The organism is Agrococcus versicolor (assembly GCF_039531815.1).
Taxonomy (GTDB): Bacteria; Actinomycetota; Actinomycetes; order Actinomycetales; family Microbacteriaceae; genus Agrococcus; species Agrococcus versicolor.
In genome coordinates this window covers 348660-373452 of the sequence record NZ_BAAAQT010000001.1, presented here as the reverse complement: position 1 = coordinate 373452, position 24793 = coordinate 348660, and the positions used below count along the sequence as shown (strand labels likewise).

18 protein-coding genes are annotated in these 24793 nt (G+C 73.1%); 2 read left to right on the top strand and 16 right to left on the bottom strand.

Annotated features, from left to right (window positions below):
• Nucleotides 1-4: 4 nt before the first annotated feature.
• The 6 genes from ABD249_RS01765 to ABD249_RS01740 all read right to left on the bottom strand — a co-directional run bounded on the left by ABD249_RS01765 (nt 5) and on the right by ABD249_RS01740 (nt 9950).
• Nucleotides 5-1144: a serine hydrolase domain-containing protein gene (locus tag ABD249_RS01765; RefSeq protein WP_344339670.1), complete on the bottom strand. Its 1140-nt coding sequence runs from the start codon at nt 1142-1144 to the stop codon at nt 5-7.
• 35 nt (nt 1145-1179) lie between these two features.
• Nucleotides 1180-1947: an SDR family oxidoreductase gene (locus ABD249_RS01760; RefSeq protein ID WP_344339668.1), complete on the bottom strand. Its 768-nt coding sequence runs from the start codon at nt 1945-1947 to the stop codon at nt 1180-1182.
• Between the two features lie 191 nt (nt 1948-2138).
• The gene (locus tag ABD249_RS01755; protein WP_344339666.1) at nt 2139-3812 is read right to left on the bottom strand and encodes a DEAD/DEAH box helicase; all 1674 of its coding nucleotides are present in this window, start codon (nt 3810-3812) and stop codon (nt 2139-2141) included.
• A 437-nt stretch (nt 3813-4249) separates the two neighbouring features.
• Entirely contained in the window at nt 4250-5584 is a 1335-nt protein-coding gene (locus tag ABD249_RS01750) for a DUF2510 domain-containing protein (RefSeq protein ID WP_344339664.1), read from the bottom strand.
• 38 nt (nt 5585-5622) lie between these two features.
• Nucleotides 5623-8835: an efflux RND transporter permease subunit gene (locus tag ABD249_RS01745; protein WP_344339663.1), complete on the bottom strand. Its 3213-nt coding sequence runs from the start codon at nt 8833-8835 to the stop codon at nt 5623-5625.
• 77 nt (nt 8836-8912) lie between these two features.
• Nucleotides 8913-9950, bottom strand: a complete 1038-nt coding sequence (locus ABD249_RS01740) for an NAD(P)-dependent alcohol dehydrogenase (RefSeq protein ID WP_344339662.1) — start codon at nt 9948-9950, stop codon at nt 8913-8915.
• Between the two features lie 45 nt (nt 9951-9995).
• On the opposite strand from ABD249_RS01740, the gene ABD249_RS01735 reads away from it, so the two are divergent.
• Nucleotides 9996-10577, top strand: coding sequence for a TetR/AcrR family transcriptional regulator (locus ABD249_RS01735; RefSeq protein WP_344339660.1), 582 nt, complete (start codon nt 9996-9998; stop codon nt 10575-10577).
• Between the two features lie 516 nt (nt 10578-11093).
• On the top strand, nt 11094-11549 hold the full coding sequence (locus tag ABD249_RS01730; RefSeq protein ID WP_344339658.1) for an ATP-binding cassette domain-containing protein: 456 nt from the start codon (nt 11094-11096) through the stop codon (nt 11547-11549).
• A 329-nt stretch (nt 11550-11878) separates the two neighbouring features.
• Here ABD249_RS01730 and acs read toward each other — a convergent pair whose 3' ends face one another.
• From acs to ABD249_RS01680, 10 genes are all read right to left on the bottom strand, one after another.
• Nucleotides 11879-13921 carry an acetate--CoA ligase gene (acs, locus tag ABD249_RS01725; protein WP_344339863.1) on the bottom strand — a complete coding sequence of 681 codons (2043 nt, stop codon included), beginning with the start codon at nt 13919-13921 and terminating at the stop codon, nt 11879-11881.
• Complete coding sequence (locus ABD249_RS01720) at nt 13912-14772, bottom strand: ABC transporter permease (protein WP_344339656.1); 861 nt, start codon at nt 14770-14772, stop codon at nt 13912-13914. Before ABD249_RS01720 ends, acs begins: the two co-directional genes overlap by 10 nt.
• Nucleotides 14769-15788, bottom strand: coding sequence for an aliphatic sulfonate ABC transporter substrate-binding protein (locus ABD249_RS01715; protein ID WP_344339655.1), 1020 nt, complete (start codon nt 15786-15788; stop codon nt 14769-14771). Before ABD249_RS01715 ends, ABD249_RS01720 begins: the two co-directional genes overlap by 4 nt.
• 46 nt (nt 15789-15834) lie before the next feature.
• Nucleotides 15835-16647: an ABC transporter ATP-binding protein gene (locus ABD249_RS01710; RefSeq protein ID WP_344339652.1), complete on the bottom strand. Its 813-nt coding sequence runs from the start codon at nt 16645-16647 to the stop codon at nt 15835-15837.
• A gap of 104 nt (nt 16648-16751) precedes the next feature.
• Nucleotides 16752-17498 carry a MerR family transcriptional regulator gene (locus ABD249_RS01705; RefSeq protein ID WP_344339651.1) on the bottom strand — a complete coding sequence of 249 codons (747 nt, stop codon included), beginning with the start codon at nt 17496-17498 and terminating at the stop codon, nt 16752-16754.
• 82 nt (nt 17499-17580) lie between these two features.
• Nucleotides 17581-18651 carry an NAD-dependent epimerase/dehydratase family protein gene (locus tag ABD249_RS01700; protein WP_344339648.1) on the bottom strand — a complete coding sequence of 357 codons (1071 nt, stop codon included), beginning with the start codon at nt 18649-18651 and terminating at the stop codon, nt 17581-17583.
• A 127-nt stretch (nt 18652-18778) separates the two neighbouring features.
• A complete protein-coding gene (locus ABD249_RS01695; RefSeq protein ID WP_344339647.1) occupies nt 18779-20899 on the bottom strand; it encodes a hypothetical protein in 2121 nt (706 codons plus the stop codon).
• A 119-nt stretch (nt 20900-21018) separates the two neighbouring features.
• The gene (locus ABD249_RS01690) at nt 21019-23154 is read right to left on the bottom strand and encodes an Ig-like domain-containing protein (protein WP_344339646.1); all 2136 of its coding nucleotides are present in this window, start codon (nt 23152-23154) and stop codon (nt 21019-21021) included.
• A complete protein-coding gene (locus tag ABD249_RS01685; RefSeq protein ID WP_344339644.1) occupies nt 23151-23669 on the bottom strand; it encodes a GtrA family protein in 519 nt (172 codons plus the stop codon). The genes ABD249_RS01690 and ABD249_RS01685 overlap by 4 nt, the downstream gene beginning before the upstream one ends.
• Nucleotides 23669-24694: a glycosyltransferase family 2 protein gene (locus ABD249_RS01680; RefSeq protein WP_344339643.1), complete on the bottom strand. Its 1026-nt coding sequence runs from the start codon at nt 24692-24694 to the stop codon at nt 23669-23671. Before ABD249_RS01680 ends, ABD249_RS01685 begins: the two co-directional genes overlap by 1 nt.
• Between the last annotated feature and the right edge of the window lie 99 nt (nt 24695-24793).

The following is a 24793-nucleotide window of genomic DNA, read 5'->3' as shown; positions in this document are numbered from 1 at the left end:
AGCGCTACGCCCGGTCGCGCCGCGCGACCTCGACGAGGAAGTCGCCGACGAGGCCCATGTCCTCGGGGCTCGCGAACTCGAGCTGCGACAGCCAGATGCCGATCGTGCCACCCGGCAGCAGGTACGTCGCGGTGCCCCATGAGCCGATCCAGCCGTAGCGGCCGACGGCGTGGAAGGGCTCGGCCGGCGCGACGTCGACCGCGCCGCCCACGCCCCATGCCTGGTCGTCGAGGAAGGGGTTGCCGGGCTCGGCCGTCACGAGGGGCGAGCGCATGGTGCGCACCGACGCCTCGGACAGCACCCGGACGCCGTCGAGCGCCCCGCCGCCGGCGAGCATCCGCCAGAACCGCAGCAGGTCGGCCGCCGTCGACAGCAGGCCGCCGGCGGCGGAGGCGAGCACCGGCGGGTCGTCGAGCAGCATCGCGGGCGTGTCGACCTCGTCCGGCGCCGCACCGTCGGTGCCGCGTCGATGGGCCGTGGCGGTGCGCGACGCCTGCGACGCCCGCAGCGCGAAGCCCGTGTCGACCATGCCGAGCGGCTCGAGCACCATCGCGCGCAGCAGGTCGTCGAGCGGCGTCCCCGTCACCCGCTCGAGCAGGATGCCGAGCACGTCCATGCCCGTGTTGTACGTCCATCCGGCGCCCGGCTGGTGGGCGAGCGGCAGCATGCCGACCCGGCGCAGCAGCTCGTCGGCGGCGGGTCTCGCGCGCGCATCCGCCCCCTGCCCCAGGCGCTCGGCGTGCGCCGCCATGAGCGGCGCGGCGAAGTCGCCCACGAGCCCGATGCCGGAGGTCGAGGTGAGCAGATGCCGCACGGCGATGGGCGTCTGCAGCGGCACGACGTCGTCGAGCGCGGCGGACGGATGCCGCAGCACCCGGAGGTCGGCGAGCTCGGGCAGCCACCGCGACGCGACGTCGTCGAGCGCGAGGTCGCCACGCTCGAGCACCGCCATCGCGAGCGCGCCGACGATCGGCTTCGTCACCGACGCCGTGCGCACGATCGTGTCGGCGGTCATCGGCGAGCCGCCGAGCGAGCGCACGCCCGCCGCGGCCGTCTCGACCCGGTCGCCGTGCGCGACGAGCGCGAGCACGCCCGGCACGCCACGGGCGACGGCGGCGTCGGCGAGGTGCTGGAGGCTCGGCATGCCGCCCAGGCTAGGCCCGTGCGCGGCGCGACGGGTCAGCGCATCGTGCGGGAGAGCCAGTCCTCGAAGGAGACGGAGCCGACCTGGCCGCCCTCGCCCAGCAGGTTGCGACCCTCGCGGAAGAACGTGAGGAGCGACGGCGGGAACGGCCCGTTCACGATGAGCCCGCGCGCGTGCGTCGCCTGCTGCCAGGCCTTCGCGAGATCGCGCGACACCCGCACGCGCGGACCGCCGATCTCGGTGAAGCGCTTCCCGGAGGGCTCGACGGCCTCCTGCGCCACGAGCTCGGCCACCTCGTCGGGGTCGACGGTCTGGAACCGGGCGCCGAGGAAGACGGGGATGACGCCGAGCGGGCGCGCCTGCTCGAAGAACGTGATGGGGAAGTCGTGGAACTGCGTCGCACGCACGACGCTCGCGTCGAGGCGCGACGAGAGGTACCGACGCTCCTGGTCGGCCTTGCGCTGGTGGTACGGGAACGTCGAGTGCTCGGCGCCGACGATCGACAGCACGACGGCCCGCTCGACGCCGACGTGCTCGGCGGCGGCGATGAGGTGCTGCGCGCCGAGGGTGAAGATGCGGGTGTCGAGGGGATTCGCGGTGTTCGTCGCGTCGACGAGCACGTCGACGTCGTCGAGTGCCGCGTGCAGCCCGTCGCCCGAGAGCAGGTCGGCCTTGGCGCCGGGGGCTCCGTGCACGTCGCTGCCGCTGCGGGAGACCGCGACGACCTCGTGCCCGTGCCGCTGCACCTGCGCGACGATCCTCGCTCCCGCGTTGCCCGTGCCTCCGAAGACTGCGATGCGCATGCCGCCCACGCTACGCCGACGACGCGCCCGCATCCAGGCGACGGCGGCGCGTCGCGACGACGCATGGTGGATGCGTAGGCCCAGGACAGGGCCGCGTCATCCGAGGTCGACGACGTCGCGCTTCGCAGGCGATCGGGTGGATCGGAGGGTCATCGTCCCTCGCTCCCCCGCGATCGCCTGCGAGGCGCACGTCATGCCCCGGCGCGGGGCCGCTCGATGCGCGGCAGGAGGCCGATGGTGCCGAGCACGTCGTCGGTGGGGCCGACGGGCACCATCGGGGCCGTGATCTCGGCGCGATCCAGCAGCTCCTGCATCCGATCCCGACGCGAGGGTGCGATGACCGTCACGACCGTGCCGACGCGGCCGGCGCGACCCGTGCGCCCCGAGCGGTGCATGTACGTCTTGTGCTCGTCGGGCGGATCGGCCTGCACGACCAGCCCGACGTCGTCGACGTGGATGCCGCGAGCGGCGACGTCGGTCGCGACGAGCACGTCGATCGCGCCGCGCTGCAGCAGGTCGAGGTTGCGCTGCCTGCGTGCCTGCGTGAGATCGCCGTGGAGGCTCGCGGCCCGGATGCCGGCCTCCTCCATCTGCACCGCCAGACGCTCCGCGTACACGCGGGTGCGCGCGAACACGACGACGGGGCCGGCCGCCGTGGCGAGCTGCTCGAGCACCGCGTCCTTGTCGTAGCGGTCGACGACGAGCACGTGGTGCTCGATCGTGCCGGAGGCCTGGTCCTCTCCTGCGACCTCGAGGATCGCCGGGTCGCGCAGGAACTCCTTCGCGAGCGCCGACACCTCCTTGTCGAGGGTGGCCGAGAAGAGCAGCTTCTGGCTGCCGGGGCGTGCGCGGCGCAGCAGGCGCTGCACGGGCTCGAGGAACCCGAGCTCGCACATGTGGTCGGCCTCGTCGAGCACGGCGATCTCGACGCGGCCGAGGTCGAGGATGCGCTGCTCGACGAGGTCCTCGATGCGCCCGGGGGTGCCGATGAGGATGTCGACGCCGCGCTCGAGCGCGCGCTCCTGCGGTCCCTGACGGACGCCGCCGACGATCGTGGTCGTGAAGATGCCGACGGCCTTCGCGATGGACTGCGTCACGCCGTCGATCTGCATCGCGAGCTCGCGCGTGGGCGCGAGGATCAGCGCGCGCGGCGGACGCCCGACGGTGCGGCCGCCGTCGGGGCGGGTGCGCAGCAGGTGCTCGACGATGGGGGCGACGAAGGCGATGGTCTTGCCGGATCCCGTGCGCCCGCGGCCGAGCACGTCGCGACCCGTGAGCGCCTCGGGGATGGCTGCCGCCTGGATGGGGAAGGGCGCGGTCGCGCCGAGCCCGCCGAGGGCGCCCACGATGCCGGCGCCGAGCCCGAGCGCTGCGAAGTCGAGGCCCTCGACCTCCTGCGAGACCGCGGTGGCCTCGAGGCGGTCGTGCACGATCTCCTCGTCGGCGCCGGGCTGCGCAGCGCGCGAGGGGTAGTAGGTGGAGTCGAGACGACCGTCGGTGCGAGCGCGATCGATGCGCGGACCACGGTCGTCGGGGCGCTGCTCGGGGCGGTGCTCGCCGCGGGGGCGACCGCCGCGGTCGGCGCCGACCGATCGACCTGCAGGGCGCTGGCGCCCGCCGTCGGGGCCGCGGTCCTGCTCCTCGCGCTCCTTGCGAAGCCGCTCGCCGGCACGGCCGCTGCGCACGTCGCGGTAGGGCGTGCCCTCGCGCAGGCCCTGGTACGGGGCCTTCGCACGATCGCGTGCCCGGTCGCGAGCGGGGTCGCGCCCGGCTGCGCGTCGCTCGACGTCGGCCCTGCGCCCCTCGCGGTCGCCGCGCGGCGCTGCGTGCCCGTGCCGATCCGCGCCGCGGACCCTGCCCTGCACGCCGCCGTCCTTCGCACGGTCACGGGGCGCTCGGTCGTCGCGGCCGCCGCGAGCGGCACCGCGGTCGTCGCGCAGCCCGCGGTCGTCGCGCTCCTCGGCACGGTCGACGCTGCGCTGCCAGCGCGACGGCTTCTCGCGCGGCTCCCAGCTGGGCCGCGACGGATCGCGCTGGTCGCGCTGCCGACCGGCGCCCGGGCGACCGGTGCCGGCTCGACCTGCGCCGGCGCGACCCGCGCCGGCTCGGCCTGCACCGGGGCGTCCGCCTCCGGATCGGTCGGCGCCGCCGCGGCGGTCGGGCTCTCGCTGCGGACGGGGCATCGGGCTCGCTCTCGAAGAGGTCGCGGGCGCGAAGACGCCGTGCCCGCGTGAAGACTCCACGGTACGGCATGGCGTCCCCGGCGCCGCGGGCGAGGCGAGCGCGGGCGACGGCCGTCGGCTCAGAGGGGGTCGTGCTCGCGTCGGCCCTGGCGCATGACCGACGGCGTCCACCGCTCGCCGTCGTGCCAGCGCACCTCGGATCGTCCGTAGGGGTCGGGGTACCAGCCCTGCTGCTGCCGCGTCGCGGCGACGGCCGCCGCCTCCTGCCGCTCGCGCTCACCGCGGGCGAAGTCCTGGAACTCGCTCGGCGTCGGGATGGGCGGCGCCGAGCGGTCGCCGACGACGCGGTCGCGACCGTAGGCGTCGCGCCGCACGGGCGCCTGGTGGCCGAACGCGGGCGACTGCTGCCCCTGCTGCATCGGCGGCTGCTGCGGCGCACCGGGACCGAAGGCGGCCGGTGCCTGCGAGGAATGTCCCGGATGCTGGGGCAGCTGCGGCTGCTGGGGCAGCTGCTGCTGCTGCGGCATCTGCTGCGACGGGGGCTGCACGCGAGGCTGCGGCGCCTGCTGCTGCACGGGCGGCTGGACGCGCGGCTGCGGCGGCGGGGGCTGCATGCTCGGCTGCTGCGGCGGCGCGGCCTGGGCCGGCGTGCCCCAGGTCGGCGCCTGCACCATGGGCGGTCGCGCGGGCGGGTGCGGCTGCTGCGCCCCCGGCACGACATGCGCACCCTGCACCTGGCCGAAGGTGGGCGCGCTCGACGGCGGCGCGACCACGGGCACCGACCCCGTCGATCCGATCGACGGGCCGACCGCGGGCACCGCGGGCTGCGGCGCCTGAGGAGGGGGCGTCTGCTGCGGGGCAGGCTGCTGCAGGGCAGGCTGCTGCGGCGGCTGCCAGCTCGGCTGCGGCGCAGCCTGCTGCGGCGCGGGAGCCGGCGGCGCGACCTGCGGCGGAGCCCACCGCGGCTGCGTCGACCCCTGCTGCGGCAGCGACGGTGCGTGGCTCGGCTGTCCCTGTCCCGTCGGCTGCCAGGGCTGCCCGTGTCCCGTCGGCTGCCCCTGCGGGCGCGCGCTGGGCGTCAGCACCCTGCGGTCGCGGGTCGCGTAGTACGCCATCGCCGCATCCGCGGGCCATTGGCCGTCGACGCGCAGGGTCGAGGGCATCCCCGGCGCGGCGGGCGGTGCGAACGAGATGCGCGTGCCCGTCTCGGGCAGCACGCGCACCGTCACGACGGCGCCGTCGCGCCCGCCGGCGACGGGATCGACCGAGATCGTCACGCGGTGGTCGCCGGGCGGCACCTCGAAGGTGACGTCGCCCCAGTCGAGGCGCGCTCCGAGCCCCGACACGTCGATCGTCGGGGGTTGCGCGAACAGATCGGCTCGCCCGCCGGGTGGCTGGCTGTGCACGATGAGGAAGCTGGGCATGACGTCCTCCACGAGACGGACGATCGTCATGCAAGCACGCGCGTTCGTGCGCTTCCTGTGAGCCGCCTCTACGACGCGCTGGCCCGCAGCTCCGATCGCACCTCGGCGCGCGTGCCCTTGCCCGCGCGCACGCGACGACGCTCGAGCGCCCCCTCGACGACGAGGTAGAGGGCCGGCAGCACCACGAGCGTCAGGAGCGTCGACGAGATGAGTCCGCCGATCACGACGATCGCGAGCGGCTGCGAGATGAAGCCGCCCTGGCCGGTGATGCCGAGCGCCATGGGCACGAGCGCGAAGACGGTCGCGGCCGCCGTCATGAGCACGGGCCGCATCCTGCGCTCGGCACCCTGCGCGAGCGCGTCGCGCACCCCCAGCCCGCGGTCGCGGTACTGGTTGACGAGGTCGACGAGCACGATGGCGTTCGTCACCACGATGCCGACGAGCATCAGGACGCCCACCATGGATGCGACGCCGAGGGGCACGCCCGTGATGAGCTGCATGAGGATGGCGCCGGTCGCCGCGAACGGCACCGAGACGAGCAGCAGCAGCGGCTGCAGCAGGCTCTTGAACGTCGCGACCATGACCACGTAGACGAGCAGCACCGCGATGAGCGCGGCGATGCCCAGCTGCGTGAACGCCTCCTCGATGTCGGCCGCCGCGCCTCCCACGGTCGCGGACGCGCCGTCCGGCAGGTCGAGCCCGTCGACGGCCTCCTGCACCGCGCCGCCCACGCCCGCGACGTCGTCGCCGGCCGGGGTCACGGTGACCGTCGCGGTGCGCTCGCCGTCGAGGGTCGCGATGCTCACCGGGCCGAGCGACTCGGAGACGTCGGCGAGGTCGTCGAGCGGCACGATGCCCGCGAGCGTCGTGATGGGCACCTGCCGCAGCGCGTCGAGCGTCTGCACGTCGCCCGTGGGCGCGAGGTAGATGCGCACGACGGAGCCCTCGAGCTGGATGTCGCCCACGGGCTGCGGCTCCATCGCCTGCGCGACGAGTCCCGCGACGGCGACCTCGCCGAGCCCGACGTCCGCGGCGGCCTGGCGGTCGATCGTGACCTGCACGATGGGCTGCGCGGCCTCGAGGCTGTCGGTTGCGGCTGCGATGTCGTCGAGGTCTGCGACGGCGTCGCGGACGACCTGGGTCGCGCTCACGAGCTCGTCCTCGGTGGGCGCGGTGACGTCGACGAGGATGTCGCTGCCGCCGAAGCCGCCGCCGCCCTCGGCGATCGTCGCCTCCCCGGACTGCTCGTCGAGCACGTCGCGGATGCGCTCGGTGAGCGCCGGCATGTCGGCGCCCTCCTCGGCCGTGATCGCGTACGAGACCTCGCCGGATCCGCCGCCGCCGAAGCCGAAGCCCGCGAACGCGCCGGCGCCCTGCGTGACCGTGGCCTGCACGATCTCGACGCCCTCGACGTCCTCGAGCGCGTCGCTCGTGGCCGTCGCGGCGTCGAGCCGCGTCTGGAGGGATGCACCCGGCTCGAGCACCTGGGTGGCCTGCACGCTCGTCTGGCCGGTGTCGCCCAGGAAGTTGACGGCCATGAGCGGCGCGGCAGCCACGCTGCCGCCGAACACGACGACGGCGCCCACGAGCACGGCTGCGGGATGCGCGAGCACCCACGCGAGGATCGGGCGGAAGCCGAGCCGCAGCCTGCCCGGCGCCTCCTCGGGCATGGGCCGTGCGGGAGCGGGCCGCTCGGGCGCCGCGACGGGCACGGGGCGCCGCAGCACGCGCTGCAGCAGCGTGCGGCGCGGGGCGGGGGTCGCGACGGGCGCGGCGACGGGCTGCGCATCCTCCGCTCGCTCCAGCGCGGCGTCCGAGCCGGCCGGGGCGCGCAGCACCCAGTAGGCCAGCACGGGCACGATCGTGAGCGCGACGATCAGCGACGCGAGCAGCGCGATGACGATCGTGAGCGAGAAGGGACGGAAGAGCTCGCCCGTGACGTCGGTGACGAACGCGAGCGGCAGGAAGACGATGACGGTCGTCACGGTCGAGGCGGTGATGGCGCCGGCGACCTCGCGCACGGCGTCGAGGATCGCGCGGATGCGCGAGGGCGCGAAGGCCAGGTGCCGCTTGATGTTCTCGATGACGACGATCGAGTCGTCGACGACGCGACCGATCGCGATCGTGAGCGCGCCGAGGGTGAGGATGTTCATCGTGTATCCGGTCGCCCACAGGCCGATGAACGTGATGAGCAGCGACGTCGGGATCGAGATCGCCGTGACGAGCGTCGCGCGGACCGACAGCAGGAAGACGAGGATGACGAGCACGGCGAAGGCGAGGCCGAGCGCGCCCTCGGTCGCGAGCGCGTCGATGGACTCGGAGATGAACGGCGCCTGGTCGAAGACGACCGTGAGCTCGACGCCGCCGAGGTCGTCCGAGAGGTCGGGCAGCAGCTCCTGCACGAGGTTCGAGACCTCGACGGTGTTGGCGGTCTGCAGCTTCGTGATCGAGATGCTGATCGACTGCTCGCCGTTCACGATCGCGACGGACGACGCCGGGTCGGCCTCGAGGCCGACGGTCGCGACGTCGGCGATCGTGAGCCCGGGCGCGACCGGCACGGCCGAGAGCTCGTCGACCGTCTGCAGCGTGCCGCCGATCTGCACGCTGAGCGTCTCGCCGGCCTCGGTGATCGTGCCGCCGGGCAGCAGCACGCCGTTCTGGTCGATGGCGTCGCCGATCGCCTGACGGGTGAGGCCGGCCTGCGCGAGGGCGTCGTCGTTCGGCGTGATCGTGACGCGCTGTCCCTCGGCGCCCGAGATGTCCGCGCCGCGCACGCCCTCGAGCCGCTCGATCGCGGGCAGCACGACCTGCTCGATGCGGTCGACGAGGGCCGCCTCGTCGTCGCCCCTCGGCACGGCGATCTGCATGATCGGCAGGTCGGAGATGGATCCCGTGAGCACGGTGGGCGTCACGCCCTCCGGCAGCAGCGACGCGATGCGGTTCACGGCCTGCTGCACCCGCTGCTCGGTCGTCGCGAGGTTCGTGCCGTACGTGAAGGCGGCGACGACCGTCGAGGATCCCGTCGTCGACGTGCCGGTGGTCGTCTCGAGGCCCGGCACCGACTGCAGCGCATCCTCGATGGGGTCGGTGAGGTCGCTCGCCACGATGTCCGGGCTGACGCCCGGGTACTGCGAGGCGACGACGACCTGCGGGAGCGTGATGTCCGGCGCGAGCTCGGTGCGCAGGCTCGTGAGCGCGACGCCTCCGAAGATGGCGACGCAGATGGTGACGAGGGCGACGAGCGCGCGGTTGGCGAGGCTCGCGACGGACAGCAGATGCACCCCTCCATCATCCTCCGCGCCGCGAGGGCCGGCATCCTCCCCCGGTACCGTCTCCGTGCCTCCCGGAGGAGGTGGCGTCAGGTCAGCTCGGCGAGGTCGAGCACGAAGCGGTAGCGCACGTCGTTCGCGGCGAGCCGGTCGAGCGCGACGTCGACCTCGGAGGCGGGCAGCACCTCGACGTCGGCGGCGATGCCGTGCTCGCCGCAGAAGTCGAGCAGGTCCTGCGTCCAGCGGCGCCCCGCGCTGCCGGAGGATGCGAGGCGGCGACGAGCCGTGAGGAGGTCCATGGCGTCGACGGAGAGCGGGCCGAGGTACCCGAGCGTCACGAGCGTGCCGTCGAGGTCGAGCACGCGGAGATACGGCGCGAGGTCGTGCCGCACCGCCACGGTGTCGATCACGAGGTCGATCGTGCTGCGAGCGGCCGCCATCGCCTCGTGGTCGGTGGAGACGACGACGCTCGTCGCTCCGAGCCGCTCGGCGTCCGCGGCCTTCGCCGCCGTCGTCGTGAAGACGGTGACCTCGGCCCCGAGCGCCCGCCCGAGTCGCACCGCGAGGTGCCCGAGCCCGCCGAGCCCGACGACGCCGAGCCGCGTGCCCTCGCCGACGCCCCAGGCCCGCATCGGCTCCCACACGGTGATGCCCGCGCACAGCAGCGGCGCGACGGCCGCCGGATCGAGGTTCGCCGGGCGGTGGTAGACGAACCGCTCGCGCACGACGTACCGGCCCGAGTAGCCGCCGAGGGTCGGCGTGCCGTCGACGCGGTCGCGGCCGCCGTACGTGAGGGTCGGGAACTCCTCGCACATGTTCTGCTGCTCGGCGAGGCACATGCGGCAGGCACCGCACGAGTCGACGATGTTGCCGACCGCCACGGCCTCGCCGACGGCGAAGCCCTCGACGGCCGAGCCGACGGCCGCGACCTCGCCGACGAACTCGTGGCCGGGCACGAGCGGGAAGGCGCCCGCGTCGGTCGAGCGGAGGGCGTGGAGGTCGGAGTGGCAGACGCCGCAGTGGGTCACGCGCACGTCGACGTCGTCCGGCCGCAGGTCGCGACGGTCGATCGGGGTGGACCGCAGAGGCTGTCCCGGGGCGGATGCGAGCAAGGCGGTGGTCTGCATCCCTCGATGCTACCTACTGGTCGGTAGGTTGGCTACCCTGGCAGGGTGACGACCGCCGACGACACCCGCCGACGCATCCTCGATGCCGCGACCGACGAGTTCGCCGAGCACGGCATCGCAGGGGCGCGCGTCGACCGCATCGCCGCGCGCTCGGGCATGAGCAAGCCGATGCTCTACGCCTACTTCGGCGCGAAGGACCGCCTGTTCGACGCGGTCTTCGACGACCACGTGCTCGGCAACGGCGACCGCGTGCCCTTCACGGCCGACGACCTCCCCGGCTACGCGGCCAGGCTCTACGACGACTACGTCGCCGACCCCGCGCTCATGCGGCTCATCATGTGGAAGCGGCTCGAGCGCGAGCCGCACGGGTTCCTCTACGAGGGTCGCGAGTCGACGGACGACGACCACGTGCGCGCCATCGCCGAGCAGCAGCGGCTCGGCACCGTGCGCGACGACGTCGAGGCCGCCGACGCCTGGGCGCTGCTGCTCGCCACGGCCGCGACGTGGGCGCAGCAGTCGCTCATCGCGGTCGCGACCGAGCTCGACCATCCGGCGCTGCACGCGCGACGACGCGCGGCGCTCGCAGCGACGATCCGCGGGGGGCTGTGCACGATGGCGCAGTCCTGACCCGACTCGACGATGCGGCCGAGGGCGCCGCGGCGACCGGCAGACATCTGCGGATCACCCGCTGACATCGGACCACAGATGCGCTCTCGCTCCAGTGATTCGCGTTCGGAGGCATCACGCTCTGAGCACGACACGAGTCAGGAGTGGACATGGGCATCGCTCCTCGGACCAAGCGGTTGATCCGCATCGCGAGCCTCGCCCTGGCGCTCGGATTCGTCGCTCCGCTGGCAGGTGTTGCGACCGCCCAGGCTGCGACGGTGCGATGCTACAACGCCGGGACCACGGGCACCCAGGCGACCGCGACCTGCACGGGTACCGGACGAGTGCGTCTCAACGTCGAGTGCAACACCGTGGCGCCCTTCCCGAGGTGGACCGACCGGGGGCCGCTGGTGACGATCAACGGGGGCTACACCCTCGTCAACCCCCACGCCTGGTGCGGGGGGGGGGACGGTTCGCGTCTACACGCTCGGCGCGTGACGTCGGCGACCGTGAACCGGGTACTGCAGAGGTGAGCGCATGCTGACCTTCGAGGGCGTGTCGCGGTCGTTCGGAGCCGTGCACGCCCTGTCAGACGTCTGCTTCCAAGCCCGGTCGGGCGAGGTCACCGGCTTGCTGGGTCCCAATGGCTCGGGCAAGACGACGGCATTGCGCATCCTGGTGGCTCTCGAACGGGCAGATGCAGGGCGGGCGCTCATCGACGGCCGGGCGTTCGCAGAGCTCGAGAGTCCGATGTCCAGCGCAGCGGCACTGCTCGACGCTCGTGCGGCGCACCCCGGGCGGAAGGCGATCGACCATCTCAAGGCGCTGGCACTCACCCACGACATCGGCATGGACCGCGTGCACGACGTCCTGGAGCTCACCGGGATCGAGGATGTCGGTCACCGTCGGATCGGGACGTACTCCCTCGGCATGAGGCAGCGATTGGGCATCGCCGCCCTGCTGCTCGGCGATCCGACCAGCTGCAGCAGATGACGCAGGGCACCCCCCTCGTGCTGCTCGCGAACGTCGGCCAGCTCCTGCCCAGCGCCGTCTCCGCAGGATCGGCGCCGTTGCCCGCGAACGCCCTCATGCCCCTCGTCCGAGAGGGGGGCGCGCTGCAGCTCGATGCCTCGGCCAGCACGGTCGTGCTGCTGGTGTGGACCTGCGCCTGCGCAGCAGGTGCGCTCCTCCGACGGCGACACCACGCACCTGAGCGAGGACGATCGCGAGGTGGCATCATGCGTCTCGACGCTGCTCCGAGGCTCCCGATGCGCCTCGACCCCTGAACCTGCGACGCGAGACGCGCACGCCCTGCGCATCGCTCAGCCGTGCACGACCACGCGGATGCGCTCCGGCACCGTCTCGTCGGTGAGGGAGGTCGTGTCGCCGAGGGCACGACCGTCGAAGACGTCGACGAGCAGCCGGCGCATGATCTTGCCCGAGCGCGTGCGCGGCAGGTCGGGCACGACGACGACGTGCCGCGGCTTCGCCACCGGGCCGATCGCCTCGGCGACATGGGCGCGCAGCGCATCGGCGAGCGCGTCGACGTGCGCGTCCCGTCCACCGACGCCGGGCGCGTGGCCGCGCGACGGCGTGACGAAGGCGCAGATGGCGTGGCCCGTCAGCGCATCGGACACGCCGACGACGGCGGCCTCGCCCACCTCGCGGTGCGCGACGAGGGCCGACTCGATCTCGATCGTCGACAGGCGGTGCCCCGAGACGTTGATGACGTCGTCGACGCGACCGAGCACCCAGATGTCGCCGTCCGCATCCCATGCGGCGCCGTCGCCCGAGAAGAACGCGCCCTGCTGCCAGAACCTCGACCAGTACGCGTCGCGGTACCGCTCGGGATCGCCCCACACGGTGCGCGCGAGGCCCGGGCCCGGTCGGTCGACGACGAGGTAGCCGCCCTCGCCGAACGGCACGGTCTCGCCGTGCTCGTCGACGATGCGCGCCGCGACGCCGGGCAGCGCCCGCGTCGCCGAGCCGGGCTTGAGCGTCGAGGCGCCCGGCAGCGGCGCGAGGATCGCGGCGCCGGTCTCCGACTGCCACCACGTGTCGACGATCGGCGCCCGCCCGGCCCCGAGGTGCTCGCGGAACCACATCCACGCCTCGGGGTTGATGGCCTCGCCGACGGATCCGAGCAGGCGGATGCTCGACAGGTCCCACGCCCCCGCGTGCGGTCCGGACGCCGGCCCGTCGGGGAACCACGTCATGAGCGAGCGCACGAGCGTCGGGGCGGTGTAGTACGTCGTGACGCCGTAGCGCTCCACGATCTCGAGGTGCCGCCCGCGATGGCCCGCATCCGGGGTGCCCTCGTAGAGCACCTGCGTCGCACCGTTCGAGAGTGGACCGTAGATCGCGTACGTGTGCGCCGTCACCCACGCGAGGTCGGCGGTGCACCAGTGCACGTCGTCGGGCTTGTGGTCGAAGGCGGCCCAGTGCGTCCACGACGCCTGCACGAGGTAGCCGCCCGTCGTGTGCACGAGCCCCTTCGGCCGCCCCGTCGTGCCGGACGTGTAGATGATGAAGAGCGGATGCTCGGCGTCGAACGCCTGCGCCTCGTGCTCGTCGGATGCCGCCGCGAGCGCCTCGTGCCACCACACGTCGCGGCCCTCGGTCCACGGCACGTCGGGCGTCTCGTCGCCCGTGCGCCGCACGACGAGGACGTGCTCGAGGGATGCGACGCCCTCGGCCGCGAGGTCCATGCGGCCCTTCACCGCGACGGCCTCGCCGCGACGCAGCTGGCCGTCGCTCGTCACGAGCACCTTCGCGCCCGTGTCCTCGAGGCGGAAGCGCACGGCGTCGGCGCTGAAGCCGCCGAAGACGAGCGAGTGGACGGCCCCGATGCGGGCGATCGCGAGCGTGACGACGAGCGTCTCGACGAGCGGCGGCAGCACGACGACGACGCGGTCGCCCGGCTCGACGCCCAGCGCCGTGAGCGCGTTGGCCGCACGCGCGACCTCGCGCTGCAGCTCGGCGTACGTGACGGTGCGGCGATCGCCGCGCTCGCCCTCGAAGTGCGTCGCGACGCGGTCGCCGTGCCCGGCGTCGACGTGCCGGTCGACGCACTGCACCGACGCGTTGAGCGTGCCGCCCGCGAACCACGTCACGGCCGGCACCGTGAGCTCGGGCGTGCCGTCGGCGTTCGCGGCGCCCGTCGGCTCGGCCGGCTGCCACGTGCGGACCGTGTCCCACGGGGTCGCCCAGTCGAGCCGGTGCGCCGCCCGCTCCCAGAAGGCGTCAGGGTCGGCGGCCGCCTCGTCCCAGACCTCCGGCCCGACGTTGGCGTCGGCGGCGATCGCGCCCGGCGGCCCGAAGGCGCGCGTCTCCAGCCGCAGCGCCTCGAGCGCGCTCACGACCAGCGCCTCGCAGCCCAGCGCTGCACGACCGCGAGCACCGAGTCGGTGAGCTTGCCGAGCACGGCGAGCAGCACGATCGCGAGCAGGATGTGGTCGACGCGGCCGTTCGACTGGCCGCGCGAGAGCAGGAAGCCGAGCCCCATGGACGCGCCGAGCAGCTCGGCGGCGACGAGGAAGAGCCACGCCTGCACGAGCGCGAGCCGCAGGCCGGTGAAGAGCGCGGGCAGCACCGACGGCAGCTGCACGGAGGCGAAGGTGCCGAGCGTGCGCCTGCCGAACGCGTGCGCGACCTCCACGAGGTGGCGGTCGACGTGCTGCAGCGCGAGCGAGACGGTCGTGAACACCGGGAAGAACGCGCCGATGGCGACGAGGATGACCTTCGACTGCTCGCCGATCTGGAACCAGACGATGAGCAGCGGCACCCACGCGAGGCTGGGCACGGCGCGCACGACGCCGAGGATCGGCGCCAGCAGCGACTCGGCGAGGCGCGACAGGCCCACGACGCCGCCGACGACGAGGCCGAGCGCCGCGCCCGCGACGAAGCCGATGAGCACGCGCTGCAGCGAGATGGCGGCGAAGCGGCCGAGCTCGCCGCGCTCGGCGAGGTCGACGCCCGCCTCCCACACCGCGAGCGGGCTCGCGAAGCGGAAGGGCGGCACGATCGCAGCGCCCGGGATCGTGAGGGCCCACCAGACGACGAGCAGCGCGAGCGGGATGGCCGCGCCGAGCGCCGCCCGCACGCCGGCGCGGTCGAGCGCGCGCGGCCGCGTCCGCCGCCCCTCGCTCGCGCGTCCGGCGAGCAGCGCGGCGGCCGTCGCGTCGGAGGTCGTCGTCAGCAGGGCCTGGTCGGTCATCCGGCGTCGACCGCCTGCTGCGCGAACTCCGGGGCGAGCAGCGTGTCGAGCGCGGCGTCCACGGCATCCTGCGAGGCGACGTCGCCGATCTCGACCTGGATGGCGCCGATGGGCTCGAGCACCGAGAGCAGCTCGTCGCCGGGCACGCCCGAGACGTCGAGGCCCTCGCGCTCGTCGATGACGGTCTGGGCGACGGACGGCTCGATCGCGGCGGCCTCCGCGAGCAGCGCGGCCATGTCCTCGGGGTGCTCGAGCGCCCAGGCGCGAGCGCGCTCGTAGAGGTCGACGACGGTCTGCACGAGCTCGGGATCGGCCTCGATGACCTCCTCCGACGCGTTGAGCACCGAGAAGGAGTTGAGCGACAGGTCGGTGGCGAGGATCGTCGCGCCCGCCGCCTCGGCCGTCGCCGTGATGGGGTCGAGGCCCGCCCATGCGTCCACCGACCCGCCCTGCAGCGCCGCCCAGCCGTCGGCGTGCGCGAGGTTCTCGACCGTGACGTCGTCGATCGACAGCCCGGCCTGCTCGAGCGACTGCACGAGGAAGAAGTACGGGTCGGTGCCGAGCGCCGCGGCGATCGTGCGACCGCGCAGATCCTCGACCGACGTGACGTCCGAGCCCTCGGGCGTCACGATCGACGCCCACTCGGGCTGCGCGACGACGGACACGATCTGCTGCGGCGCACCGTTCGCGCGAGCGAGCAGCGCCGCAGAGCCGGCCGTCGAGCCGAAGTCGATCGCGCCGGCGCGCAGCGCCTCGTTCGCGGCGGACGACCCGAGCGACTGCGTCCACTCGACGTCGTAGCCCTCGTCCTCGAGCCAGCCCTGGTCGCGGATGACGATCGAGAGCGGGTTGTACGTCGCCCAGTCGATCGCGACGGTCGTCGCGGTGCCGCCGTCGGCGTCGGGCGAGGCCGCCGGGGCGTCCTCGCCGGCGACGCAGCCCGTGAGGGCGAGCGCGACGACGATGGCGCCCGCGGCGAGCGCCGCGAGACGGGAGGGGGATGCGGTGCGTGCCATGGGGATCTCTCGGATGGTGTCGGGCGATGCGTGGGACGAGCGAGGGTCAGTGCGCGTGGCGGTCGATGCCGAGGCCGGCGAGCAGCCGGGCGCGGAGCTCGGCGAGCTCGGCGGAGCCGCGATCGCGGGGGCGCTCCCCCGGCACGGTCACGATCTGCTGGATGCGCGCGCCCGGCCGATCCGGGTCGGCGCCGAGCAGCACGACGCGGTCGGCGAGCTGCAGGGCCTCCTCGACGTCGTGCGTCACGAGCAGCACCGTCGTGGGCGCCGTCTCGAGCACGCCGAGCAGGAGGTCCTGCATGCGCATGCGCGTGAGCGCGTCGAGGGCGCCGAACGGCTCGTCGAGCAGGAGGACGCCGGGATCGCGGGCGAGGGCTCGGGCGAGCGAGGTGCGCTGCGCCATGCCGCCGGAGACCGCGCGCGGGCGGTGCCCTGCGAAGTCGTCGAGGCCGACGAGGTCGAGCAGCGCGGCGACGCGCTCGCGGCCGGCGGCGCGGTCGAGGTGCGCGGGCAGGCCGAAGGCCACGTTGCCGGCGATGGTGCGCCACGGCAGCAGCCGCGGCTCCTGGAAGCCCACGGCGACGCGATCGTCGATGCCCGTCACGGGTCGGTCGTCGATCGTGACGACGCCCTCGGTGGCGACGTCCAGGCCGCCGACGATGCGCAGGAGCGTCGACTTGCCCGAGCCGGAGGCGCCGATGATCGCGACGATCTCGCCGGGTGCGACCTCGAGGTCGACGCCGTCGAGCACCGAGCGATCGCCGAAGGTTCGACCGAGTCCGGCCACGCGCACGGCGGCGGGCGTGGAGCGTCCGAGCGACAGCCCCGCGAGGCGGTCGCCGAGCCCGACTGCGGCCATGGTCGGCCTCCTCTCGACCCGACCGACGCTACGGAGCGGGCGCGGCAGAGGCACGCGCGTGCGTCAAGCGGCGTCACAAACGCCGCGCACCCGCGCGGAGCGGATCAGCCGTCGCGCCTCGCCGCGACGAACGCGCGCATGGCGTCGCGCACGAACGCCGCCGCCTCTGGTCCGCCGTAGGCCGCCGCGAGGCGCTCGTCGGCGACGTACATGTCGCCGAGCCCCGCGAAGGCGTCGAGGTCCGGCTCGTCGGTCTGCCAGCTCGCGGCGATCCACCGGTGGTGCCGCTGCACGAGCCCCTGCACGACCTCGCCGTCGATCGCGAGGCCCGCTTCGCGCGCTGCGGCGTACCCGGCGGCGAGGTCGGCGTGCTCCTGCTGGAACGCCGCGCGACCCTCCTCGCCGAGCCGCTGCCACCAGTCGTCGCCCGACCGCCATGCGTCGGCGCCCCAGCGAGCCGTGACCTCCTCCTCGTACCGGTGGTGGTCGAACCCGTCGAATGCCTGCTCGGCGTCCATGACGCCTCCCTCCCGTGCCGCGGACGCCGTGTGCTCCACGGCGCGGATCTGCCTGTCGATCCGGTCGCGCTCCTGGCGGAGCCACCGCAGGTGGTGCCCCAGCGCCTCCGCGTCGGACGCGTCGGCGAGGCTCTCGCGGATCGCGGGGATGCCGACGCCGAGCTGCCGCAGCAGCAGGATGCGCTGCAGGCGCGCGAGCGCGGCGGCGTCGTAGTGCCGCTGCCCGCCGGCGCCGATGCGGCTGGGCGCGAGCAGCCCCACGGCGTCGTAGTGCCGCAGGGTGCGCGAGGTCACGCCTGCGAGGCGTGCGAGCTGCTGGATCGACCACTCCATGCCCTGCACGCTACGAGTTGACGCAGCGTCAACGTCAAGCCGGGCACCGGTCGCGGCTCGCTCGTCCCGCGAGCGGGGCCGGTCAGGCGGTGGGTGCCTGGGCGCCCAGCACGTCGTCGACCCAGGCGACGAGCTCGCGCAGGCCGGCGTCGAGGGGCACGACGGGCGTCCACCCGAGCACCTCCTCGGTGCGCGAGGTGTCGGCCCACGCGTGCCGCACGTCGCCGTGGCGGAAGTCGCCCGAGACCTCGGGGGCCGGCGAGCCGTACGCCGCTGCGATGACGGATGCGACGTGCTCGACGGTCGCGAACTCCCCCGACCCGACGTCGAGCGTCTCGACGCCGCCGACGGTCGTCGCGAGCGCGGCGCGCATCGCGGCGACGACGTTGGTCACGTGCACGAAGTCGCGGCGCACGAGGCCGTCCTCGTAGAGGGGGATCGCGGCGCCCGTGCGCGCCATGCGGCAGAAGAGCGGCAGGATGCCCGTGTACGAGTTGGTGAGCGACTGGCCCACGCCGTAGACGTTCTGCAGCCGCAGCACCGTGAGCGGCACGCCGTGCGCGACGCACCAGGCGGCGAGCAGGTGCTCCTGCGCGAGCTTCGTCGCACCGTAGACGCTCACGGGATCCGGGTGCACGAGGTCGGCGCGCATCGCGACGGGCTCCGCGCCCGGGAAGTCCCACTGGCTCGCGGACAGCTGCTCGACGCCGCGCTGGCCCGGGTAGCGCAGCTCGCCGTCGAACGACCAGGCGCCCTCGCCGTAGACGGCGCGTGAGCTCGCGAGCACGATGCGGTCGGGGCGGGCGCCCGCGGCGTCGAGCGCCTCCGTGAGGCGCGTCGTGCCGACGACGTTCGCGAGCGCGTGCCTGCTGGGCTCGGCGAGCGACTGGCCCGTGCCGGTCTCGGCGGCGAGGTGCACGACGTCGAGCGCGTCGGCGTCGCGCAGCGCCTCGACGACGGCGGCCCATGCCGAGGCGTCCGCGACGTCGCCGACGACGAGCTCGACGCCGTCGGGCAGCACGGGAGGCTGGGCGTGCACCTGCGGCAGCAGCGAGTCGAGCACGACGACGCGGTCGTACGCTCCGGTCGTCTGCCGCAGCAGCTCGGTGCCGATGAACCCGGCTCCACCCGTCACCAGGCACGTTCGCTGCACCGCAGCCACCCTCTCTCGCGAAGTCGTCGCGTGCTCCGTCGCCCGCGGGCGGCCGAGTCGCCGCCCGTCAGGATACTGCCGCGCGGCCCCACCTCCCGGGTGCGCCGCGCCGTCGGCGCCGGGGCGGCTATCGCACCGCGCCGTCGAGCACGAGCACGATGTCGCCGGGCACCTCGACCCCGTTCGACGTCGTGACGAACGAGTCCTGCTCGGGGTTCAGCTGCACGAGCACCTCGCCGCCCTCGTCGTTCTCGTCCGCGGTGAGGCGCAGGGTGTACGTCGTCCCCGCCTCGAGCACGAGGTCGCCGGTGTCGAAGCCCGTGACGCCGACCTCGAGGGTGTTGACGGGTGCCGATGCCTCGTACACGGCGGCGCCGTCCGGCCCGAGCAGCTCGACGTGCACGGCGGCGACGTTCACCCACACCACCTCCTCCGCGTCGAAGCCGATCTCCATCCGCGTCACCGCGAGGTCGTCGTCGAACTCGAGCTCCTGCTCCACGACGGCGTCCGGCAGCAGCAGGTCCGTCGTGTCGGGCACGGGCTCGACCGTCGGCGACGCCGACGAGTACGCGACCGACCGCGCGGGCACGACGTAGGTCGCGATGATCAGCGCCAGGAACGCGGCGAGCACGCCGAGCCGCACGAGCACGACCGAGCGCGGGATGCGCTCGAGGTTCGGCATCCCGGCGAGGAACGCGCGGCGCGGGTAGTTGATGACGAGCGACGCGACGAGGCACGTGACGAGGAAGCCGACGAGGAAGGGCACGCGCTCCCAGGTCGCGTCGCCCGGCCACATGTCCTGGATCGAGTACCACCGCTGCGGATCGGCGCGCGGCACGAGCTGCCCGAACAGGAGGGCGTCGACGATCCCGCCGTACGTCAGCCAGCCGAGGAGCGCGTAGGCCACGAGCAGCACGAGGCCCATGGAGGTCTCGATGAGGGTGTTGAGCACGAGGAACCGCGGGTTGAGGAAGATGATGAGCACGCCGAAGGGCGCCGCGAGCATGACCCAGTACGGGTTGAGCGGCACGAGCACGCAGAAGCCGAGGAACGCGACGAGCGGGACGTAGATCGCGAACGCGATCCGCTCGCGCTCGCTCGTCAGCCGCTTCGCGTAGGCGAAGATCACGAGCCCGACCATGAGGCCCACGAACACGGGCACCGTGATGCCCGAGTGCCAGTCGAAGCCGGCGTACGTGAGCCGATCGAGCATGTCGCCGGTGAAGCGGCCCGTCGAGATCTCGTAGGCGAGGTCGCCGCGGTAGAGCAGCCTGCAGGCGAGCAGGCCCAGCATGCCGACGACCAGCTGGCCCGCGGCCGGGATGACGCGCTTCTCGCGCAGCAGGATGAGCGGGATGAAGACGAGCACCGCGAAGAGCTTCATGGTGTTGGCTGCGAGGAACCACAGCAGGAACGATCGCGTCCGACCGCGCATGTACGCGTGGATGCCGAGGAGCATCAGCGCGACCGAGATCACGTCGTACTGCACGATCACGAGCACCGGCACGAACGCCGCCATCGAGCTCAGCAGGAAGAACCCGACCCAGCGTGCACGCTGCCGCGTGAGCCCGGCCGTGCGCGCGATGTCGACGACCGTCTTCGCGGCGAGCAGCAGGAAGCCCAGCATCATCGCCTTGACCCACAGCATCGCGGGCACCGAGTTCATGTACTCGAAGCCCGTGAGCTCGTGGATCACATACGTCGGCAGGTTCCAGATGGCGAAGACCAGGTAGACCGGCACGTCGTAGACGGCGGGGTGGCCCGAGAGCGTCTGGTCGATCGCGAGCTGGTAGAAGTCCTGCACCCTGCCCGCGAAGATCGCGTCGAGCAGGGTCAGGGAGTGATCGAGCGTCGCACGCACGTCGGCGTAGAGGAAGGTGACGAAGGCGAGCACCGTGATGGCGCCCAGCAGCAGCCAGTCGACCGCGCCCGGCTGCTCGGTGCGCTGGAACCAGCGGCCTGCGCGGCTGTCGCGCACGGCGTCGGCGCCGCGGCCGATCACCGCGCCGACGCGATCCTGCACGCGGTCGAGCGCGACGCCGGCGCGACCGGGTCGCCAGCCCGCGTCGGGCTCGGATGCGCGCTCCTCGGTCGCGGTGCGCGCGGGCTGCGCGTCGGCGCGCGCGTGCGCCGCGCCGCCATCCGCGTCCGCGGTCGCGGCGCCATCGGTCGATGGAGCGTCGCGGGGGCCGTCGGCCGAGGCGTCGTCGTGTCGGCGAGCGCGGTCGGCCGTGTCGTCGGTCGTCATCCGTCGGAGCCCCTTCTGGCTGGTCTCACAGCATCCTGTCCGATGAGCCACGCTGTCTCATGCGACGCGCGGTGCACCGATCGCGCCCGATCGCGGCGAGGGCGCCGGGGCCTCGCGCCCTAGCGGACCGCGCCGTCGAGCACGAGCACGACGTCGCCCGGCACCTCGAGCCCGTTCGACGTCGTGACGAACGAGTCCTGCTCGGGGTTCAGCTGCACGAGCAGCTGGCCGCCCGCGTCGCTCTGCCCGGCGGTGAGCCGCAGCGTGTACGTCTCGCCGGCGTCGAGCACGAGGTCGCCCGTGTCGAAGGCCGTGACGCCGACGCCCAGGGTGTTGACGGGCGCCGAGCCGGTGTAGACGGACGCGCCGTCGGGGCCGAGCAGCTCGACGGTGACCGCGGCGGTGTTCAGCCACGACACCTGCGCGTCGAAGCCGACCTCGAGGCTCGAGACCTCGAGCGCGTCGTCGAACTCGAGCTCCTGCTCGACGACGTTGCCCTCGACGAGCAGGTCGGTCGGGTTGGCGACGGGCGTGCCGGAGGTCGACGAGTACGCCACCGGCCGCGCCGGCGCGAGGTACATCGCGAACAGCAGGCCGAGGAAGGCGGCGATCGCACCGAGGCGCACGAGCACGATGGTGCGCGGCACGCGCTCGACGTTCGGCATGCCGAGCACGAAGGCGCGACGCGGGTAGTTGACGACGAGCGTCAGGATGAGCGCGGCGACGAGGAAGCCGACGAGGAACGGCGCGTACTCGCCGAGACCCGCGCCGCTCAGCAGCGACTGGAGCGTGCTCCATCGCGGCGAGGCCGCGGGCGCGACGAGCTCGCCCAGGAGCAGGTCGTCGAAGATGCCGGCGTTGTACATCGAGAAGCCGACGAGTCCGTAGGTGACGAGCAGCACCATGCCCGTCGCCGTCTCGACCAGCGTGTTGAACACGAGGAAGCGCGGGTTCAGGAAGATGATCAGCACCGCGAACGGCGCGACGAGCGTGATCCAGTACGGGTTGAGCGGCACGAGCACGCAGAAGCTCAGGAACGCGACGAGCGGGATGTAGATCGCGAACGCGATGCGCTCGCGGTCGCTCGTGATGCGCTTCAGGTACGCGAAGGCGACGAGGCACACCATGATCACGACGAACGCCGGCACGGTGATGCCCGAGTGCCAGTCGAAGCCGGAGATCGTGAGCCGGTCGATCATGTCGTCGGTGAAGCCGCCGGTGGAGATGGCGTAGGCGAGGTCGCCGCGGTAGAGGAGCCTGCACGCCACGAGGCCGAGCATGCCGACCACGATCTGGGCCGCGGCGGGGATGAGGCGCTTCTCGCGCAGCAGGATGAGCGGCACGAACACGAACACCGCGAAGAGCTTCATGGTGTTGGCGGCGAGGAACCACAGCAGGAACGAGCGCGTGCGCCCGCGCATGTACGCGTGGATGCCCAGCAGCATCAGGGCGACCGACACGATGTCGTACTGCACGATGACGAGCACGGGCACGAACGCCGCCATCGAGCTCAGCAGGAAGAAGCCGACCCAGCGCGCGCGCTGCCGCGTCATCCCCGCCGTGCGAGCGATGTCGACGACCGTCTTCGCAGCGAGCACGAGGAAGAAGACCATCATCGCCTTGAGCCACAGCTGCGCCGGCATCGAGTTGAGGTAGTCGAAGCCGGTGAGCTGGTGGATCAGGTACGTCGGCAGGTTCCAGATGCCGAAGACGAGGTAGACGGGCACGTCGTAGACGGCGGGGTGGCCGAACGAGTTGTTGTCGATCGCGATCTGGTAGAAGTCCTGCAGGCGGCCGGTGAAGACCGCGTCGAGGAAGTTCATCGAGTGCTCGTACGTCGCGCGCACGTCGCCGTAGAGGAACGTCACGAAGGCGAGCAGCGCGAGCGCTCCGAGCAGCAGCCAGTCGACGACGCCGGGCTGCTCGGTGCGACGGAACCAGCGCCCGACGACGCTGCCGCCGACCGCTCCGCCCGCACGGCCGAGCACGCTGCCGACTCGGCCCTGCGCGCGGTCGAGCGCGCGGCCGACGCGACCGGGCTGCCACGGCTCCCGCTCGCGCGTGGCCGTCGCGGTCGCGGGCGTCGCCGCTGCGGCGTCGACGTCCGACGCCGTGCGAGGGCTCGTCGCCTCGGCCGCCGCGTCCGCCTCGGCCTGCGCCTCGACGCCGCCCTCGGCGGGCGTCGCATCGGCGGCGTGCGCCTCGTCCTCGTGCTGCGCGGCGCGCTCGCCGTCTGCCGCGTCATCCCTCGTCATGCGTCGGAACCCTCCTGGGTGGTGCTCGCCGCGGCTCGCTCGGCGGCCGCCGCCCGCTCGCGCGGTCGGGGGCGCTCGATGAGCATCTTGCGGGCGATGAAGTTGTAGACGAGCACGACCGCGGTGGCGATGAGCTTGCCGACCTCGGGCCAGACGCCCAGCAGCTCGACCGACAGCAGCAGGATCAGCTGGTTGAGGCCGAGCGCCACGATGTTGAGCCCGACGTAGATCGCGAACTCCTTCGCCACCGATCGACCGGGCTGCGCGACGAAGACGTACTTGAGCGTCAGCACGTAGTTCAGCACGAGCGACAGCGAGAACGACACCGTGCTCGCGATGACGTACGGCACGCCGAGCACCGTGTGCAGCAGCAGGAAGATGCCGTAGTCGACGGTGAACGAGATGCCGCCGACGACGAGGAACTTCGCGAACTGCACCGCGAGCCTGCGCAGCCGGTCGCTGCGCGTGCCGGGCGAGCCGGCGGCGCCGGGCGCCGCCTCGGCTGCCGCCGCCATCAGGCGATCTCGGGACGCGGCCGCTCCGCCTGCTCGACGGTCGCGTCGGCGGCCGGCGCGTCGAGCGTGCGGCCGTCGAATCCGCCGCGCAGGTTGACCCACTCGCCGACGACGACGCGCGGCTTCTGGGTCACGCGGCTGTTGATGCTGAGGATGTACTCGCCGAGCACCCCGATGAAGAACAGCTGCACGGCGCCCAGCAGGAAGATGCCGACCGTGACCGACGCCTCCCCCACCTCGTACCGCTCCCAGTTGACGAGCTTGTTCACGATGACGAACACCGCGACGCCGAAGCACACGAGGGCCACGATGCCCGCGAGGAAGGTCGCGAAGCGCATCATGAGCTTCGTCGACGACGTGAGCCCCTGCATCGCGAAGTCGTAGTTCTTCAGGAAGTTGAAGTTCGACTTGCCGCGGGCGCTCTTCGCCTGGTCGTACTGCACGATGTCGATGCCCAGCCCGTACTCGGCGACGATCGCCTTGAAGAACGGCTGCACGTCGTCGATGCGCTTGAGGATCTCGACGAACTCGCGGTCGTAGAGGCCGTAGCCCGTGAATCGCGCGATCTGCGTCGTGTCCGAGAAGAGGCGGATGGTCGTGTAGTAGAGCTTGCGCAGGACGGTCATGAACCAGCCCTCGTCGCTCGAGCGACGCTGGCCGACGACGACCTTGCCGCCCTGCTCCCAGCGCTCGACGAACTCGGGGATGTTCTCGGGCGGATCCTGCAGGTCGCCGAAGAGCATGAAGGTCGCGTCGCCGCTGCCATAGGTGAGCGCCGAGAAGATGTTGCGGTGGAACCCGAAGTTGCGGGCGTTGAAGACGCCCTTCACGTGCGGGTCGACGGCCGCGAGGCGGCGGATCGTGGCGCGCGTGCCGTCGGTCGAGAAGTCGTCGACGAAGATGATCTCGTAGTCGTACGCGGGGAGCCGGTCGCGGAACACCGTGGTGACCCGGTCGACCATCTCCTCGACGCTACGTTCCTCGTTGTAGCTCGGGATGACGACGCTGATCGTCTTCCTGGACAATCGTGCTCCTCGGTCGTGGCCTGCAGACGCCTCGGCGGATGGCGCGCCCGAGCATATCGCACGGCTCCTGCGCCCCTGCGGGGGACGCGCGCGCCCCGC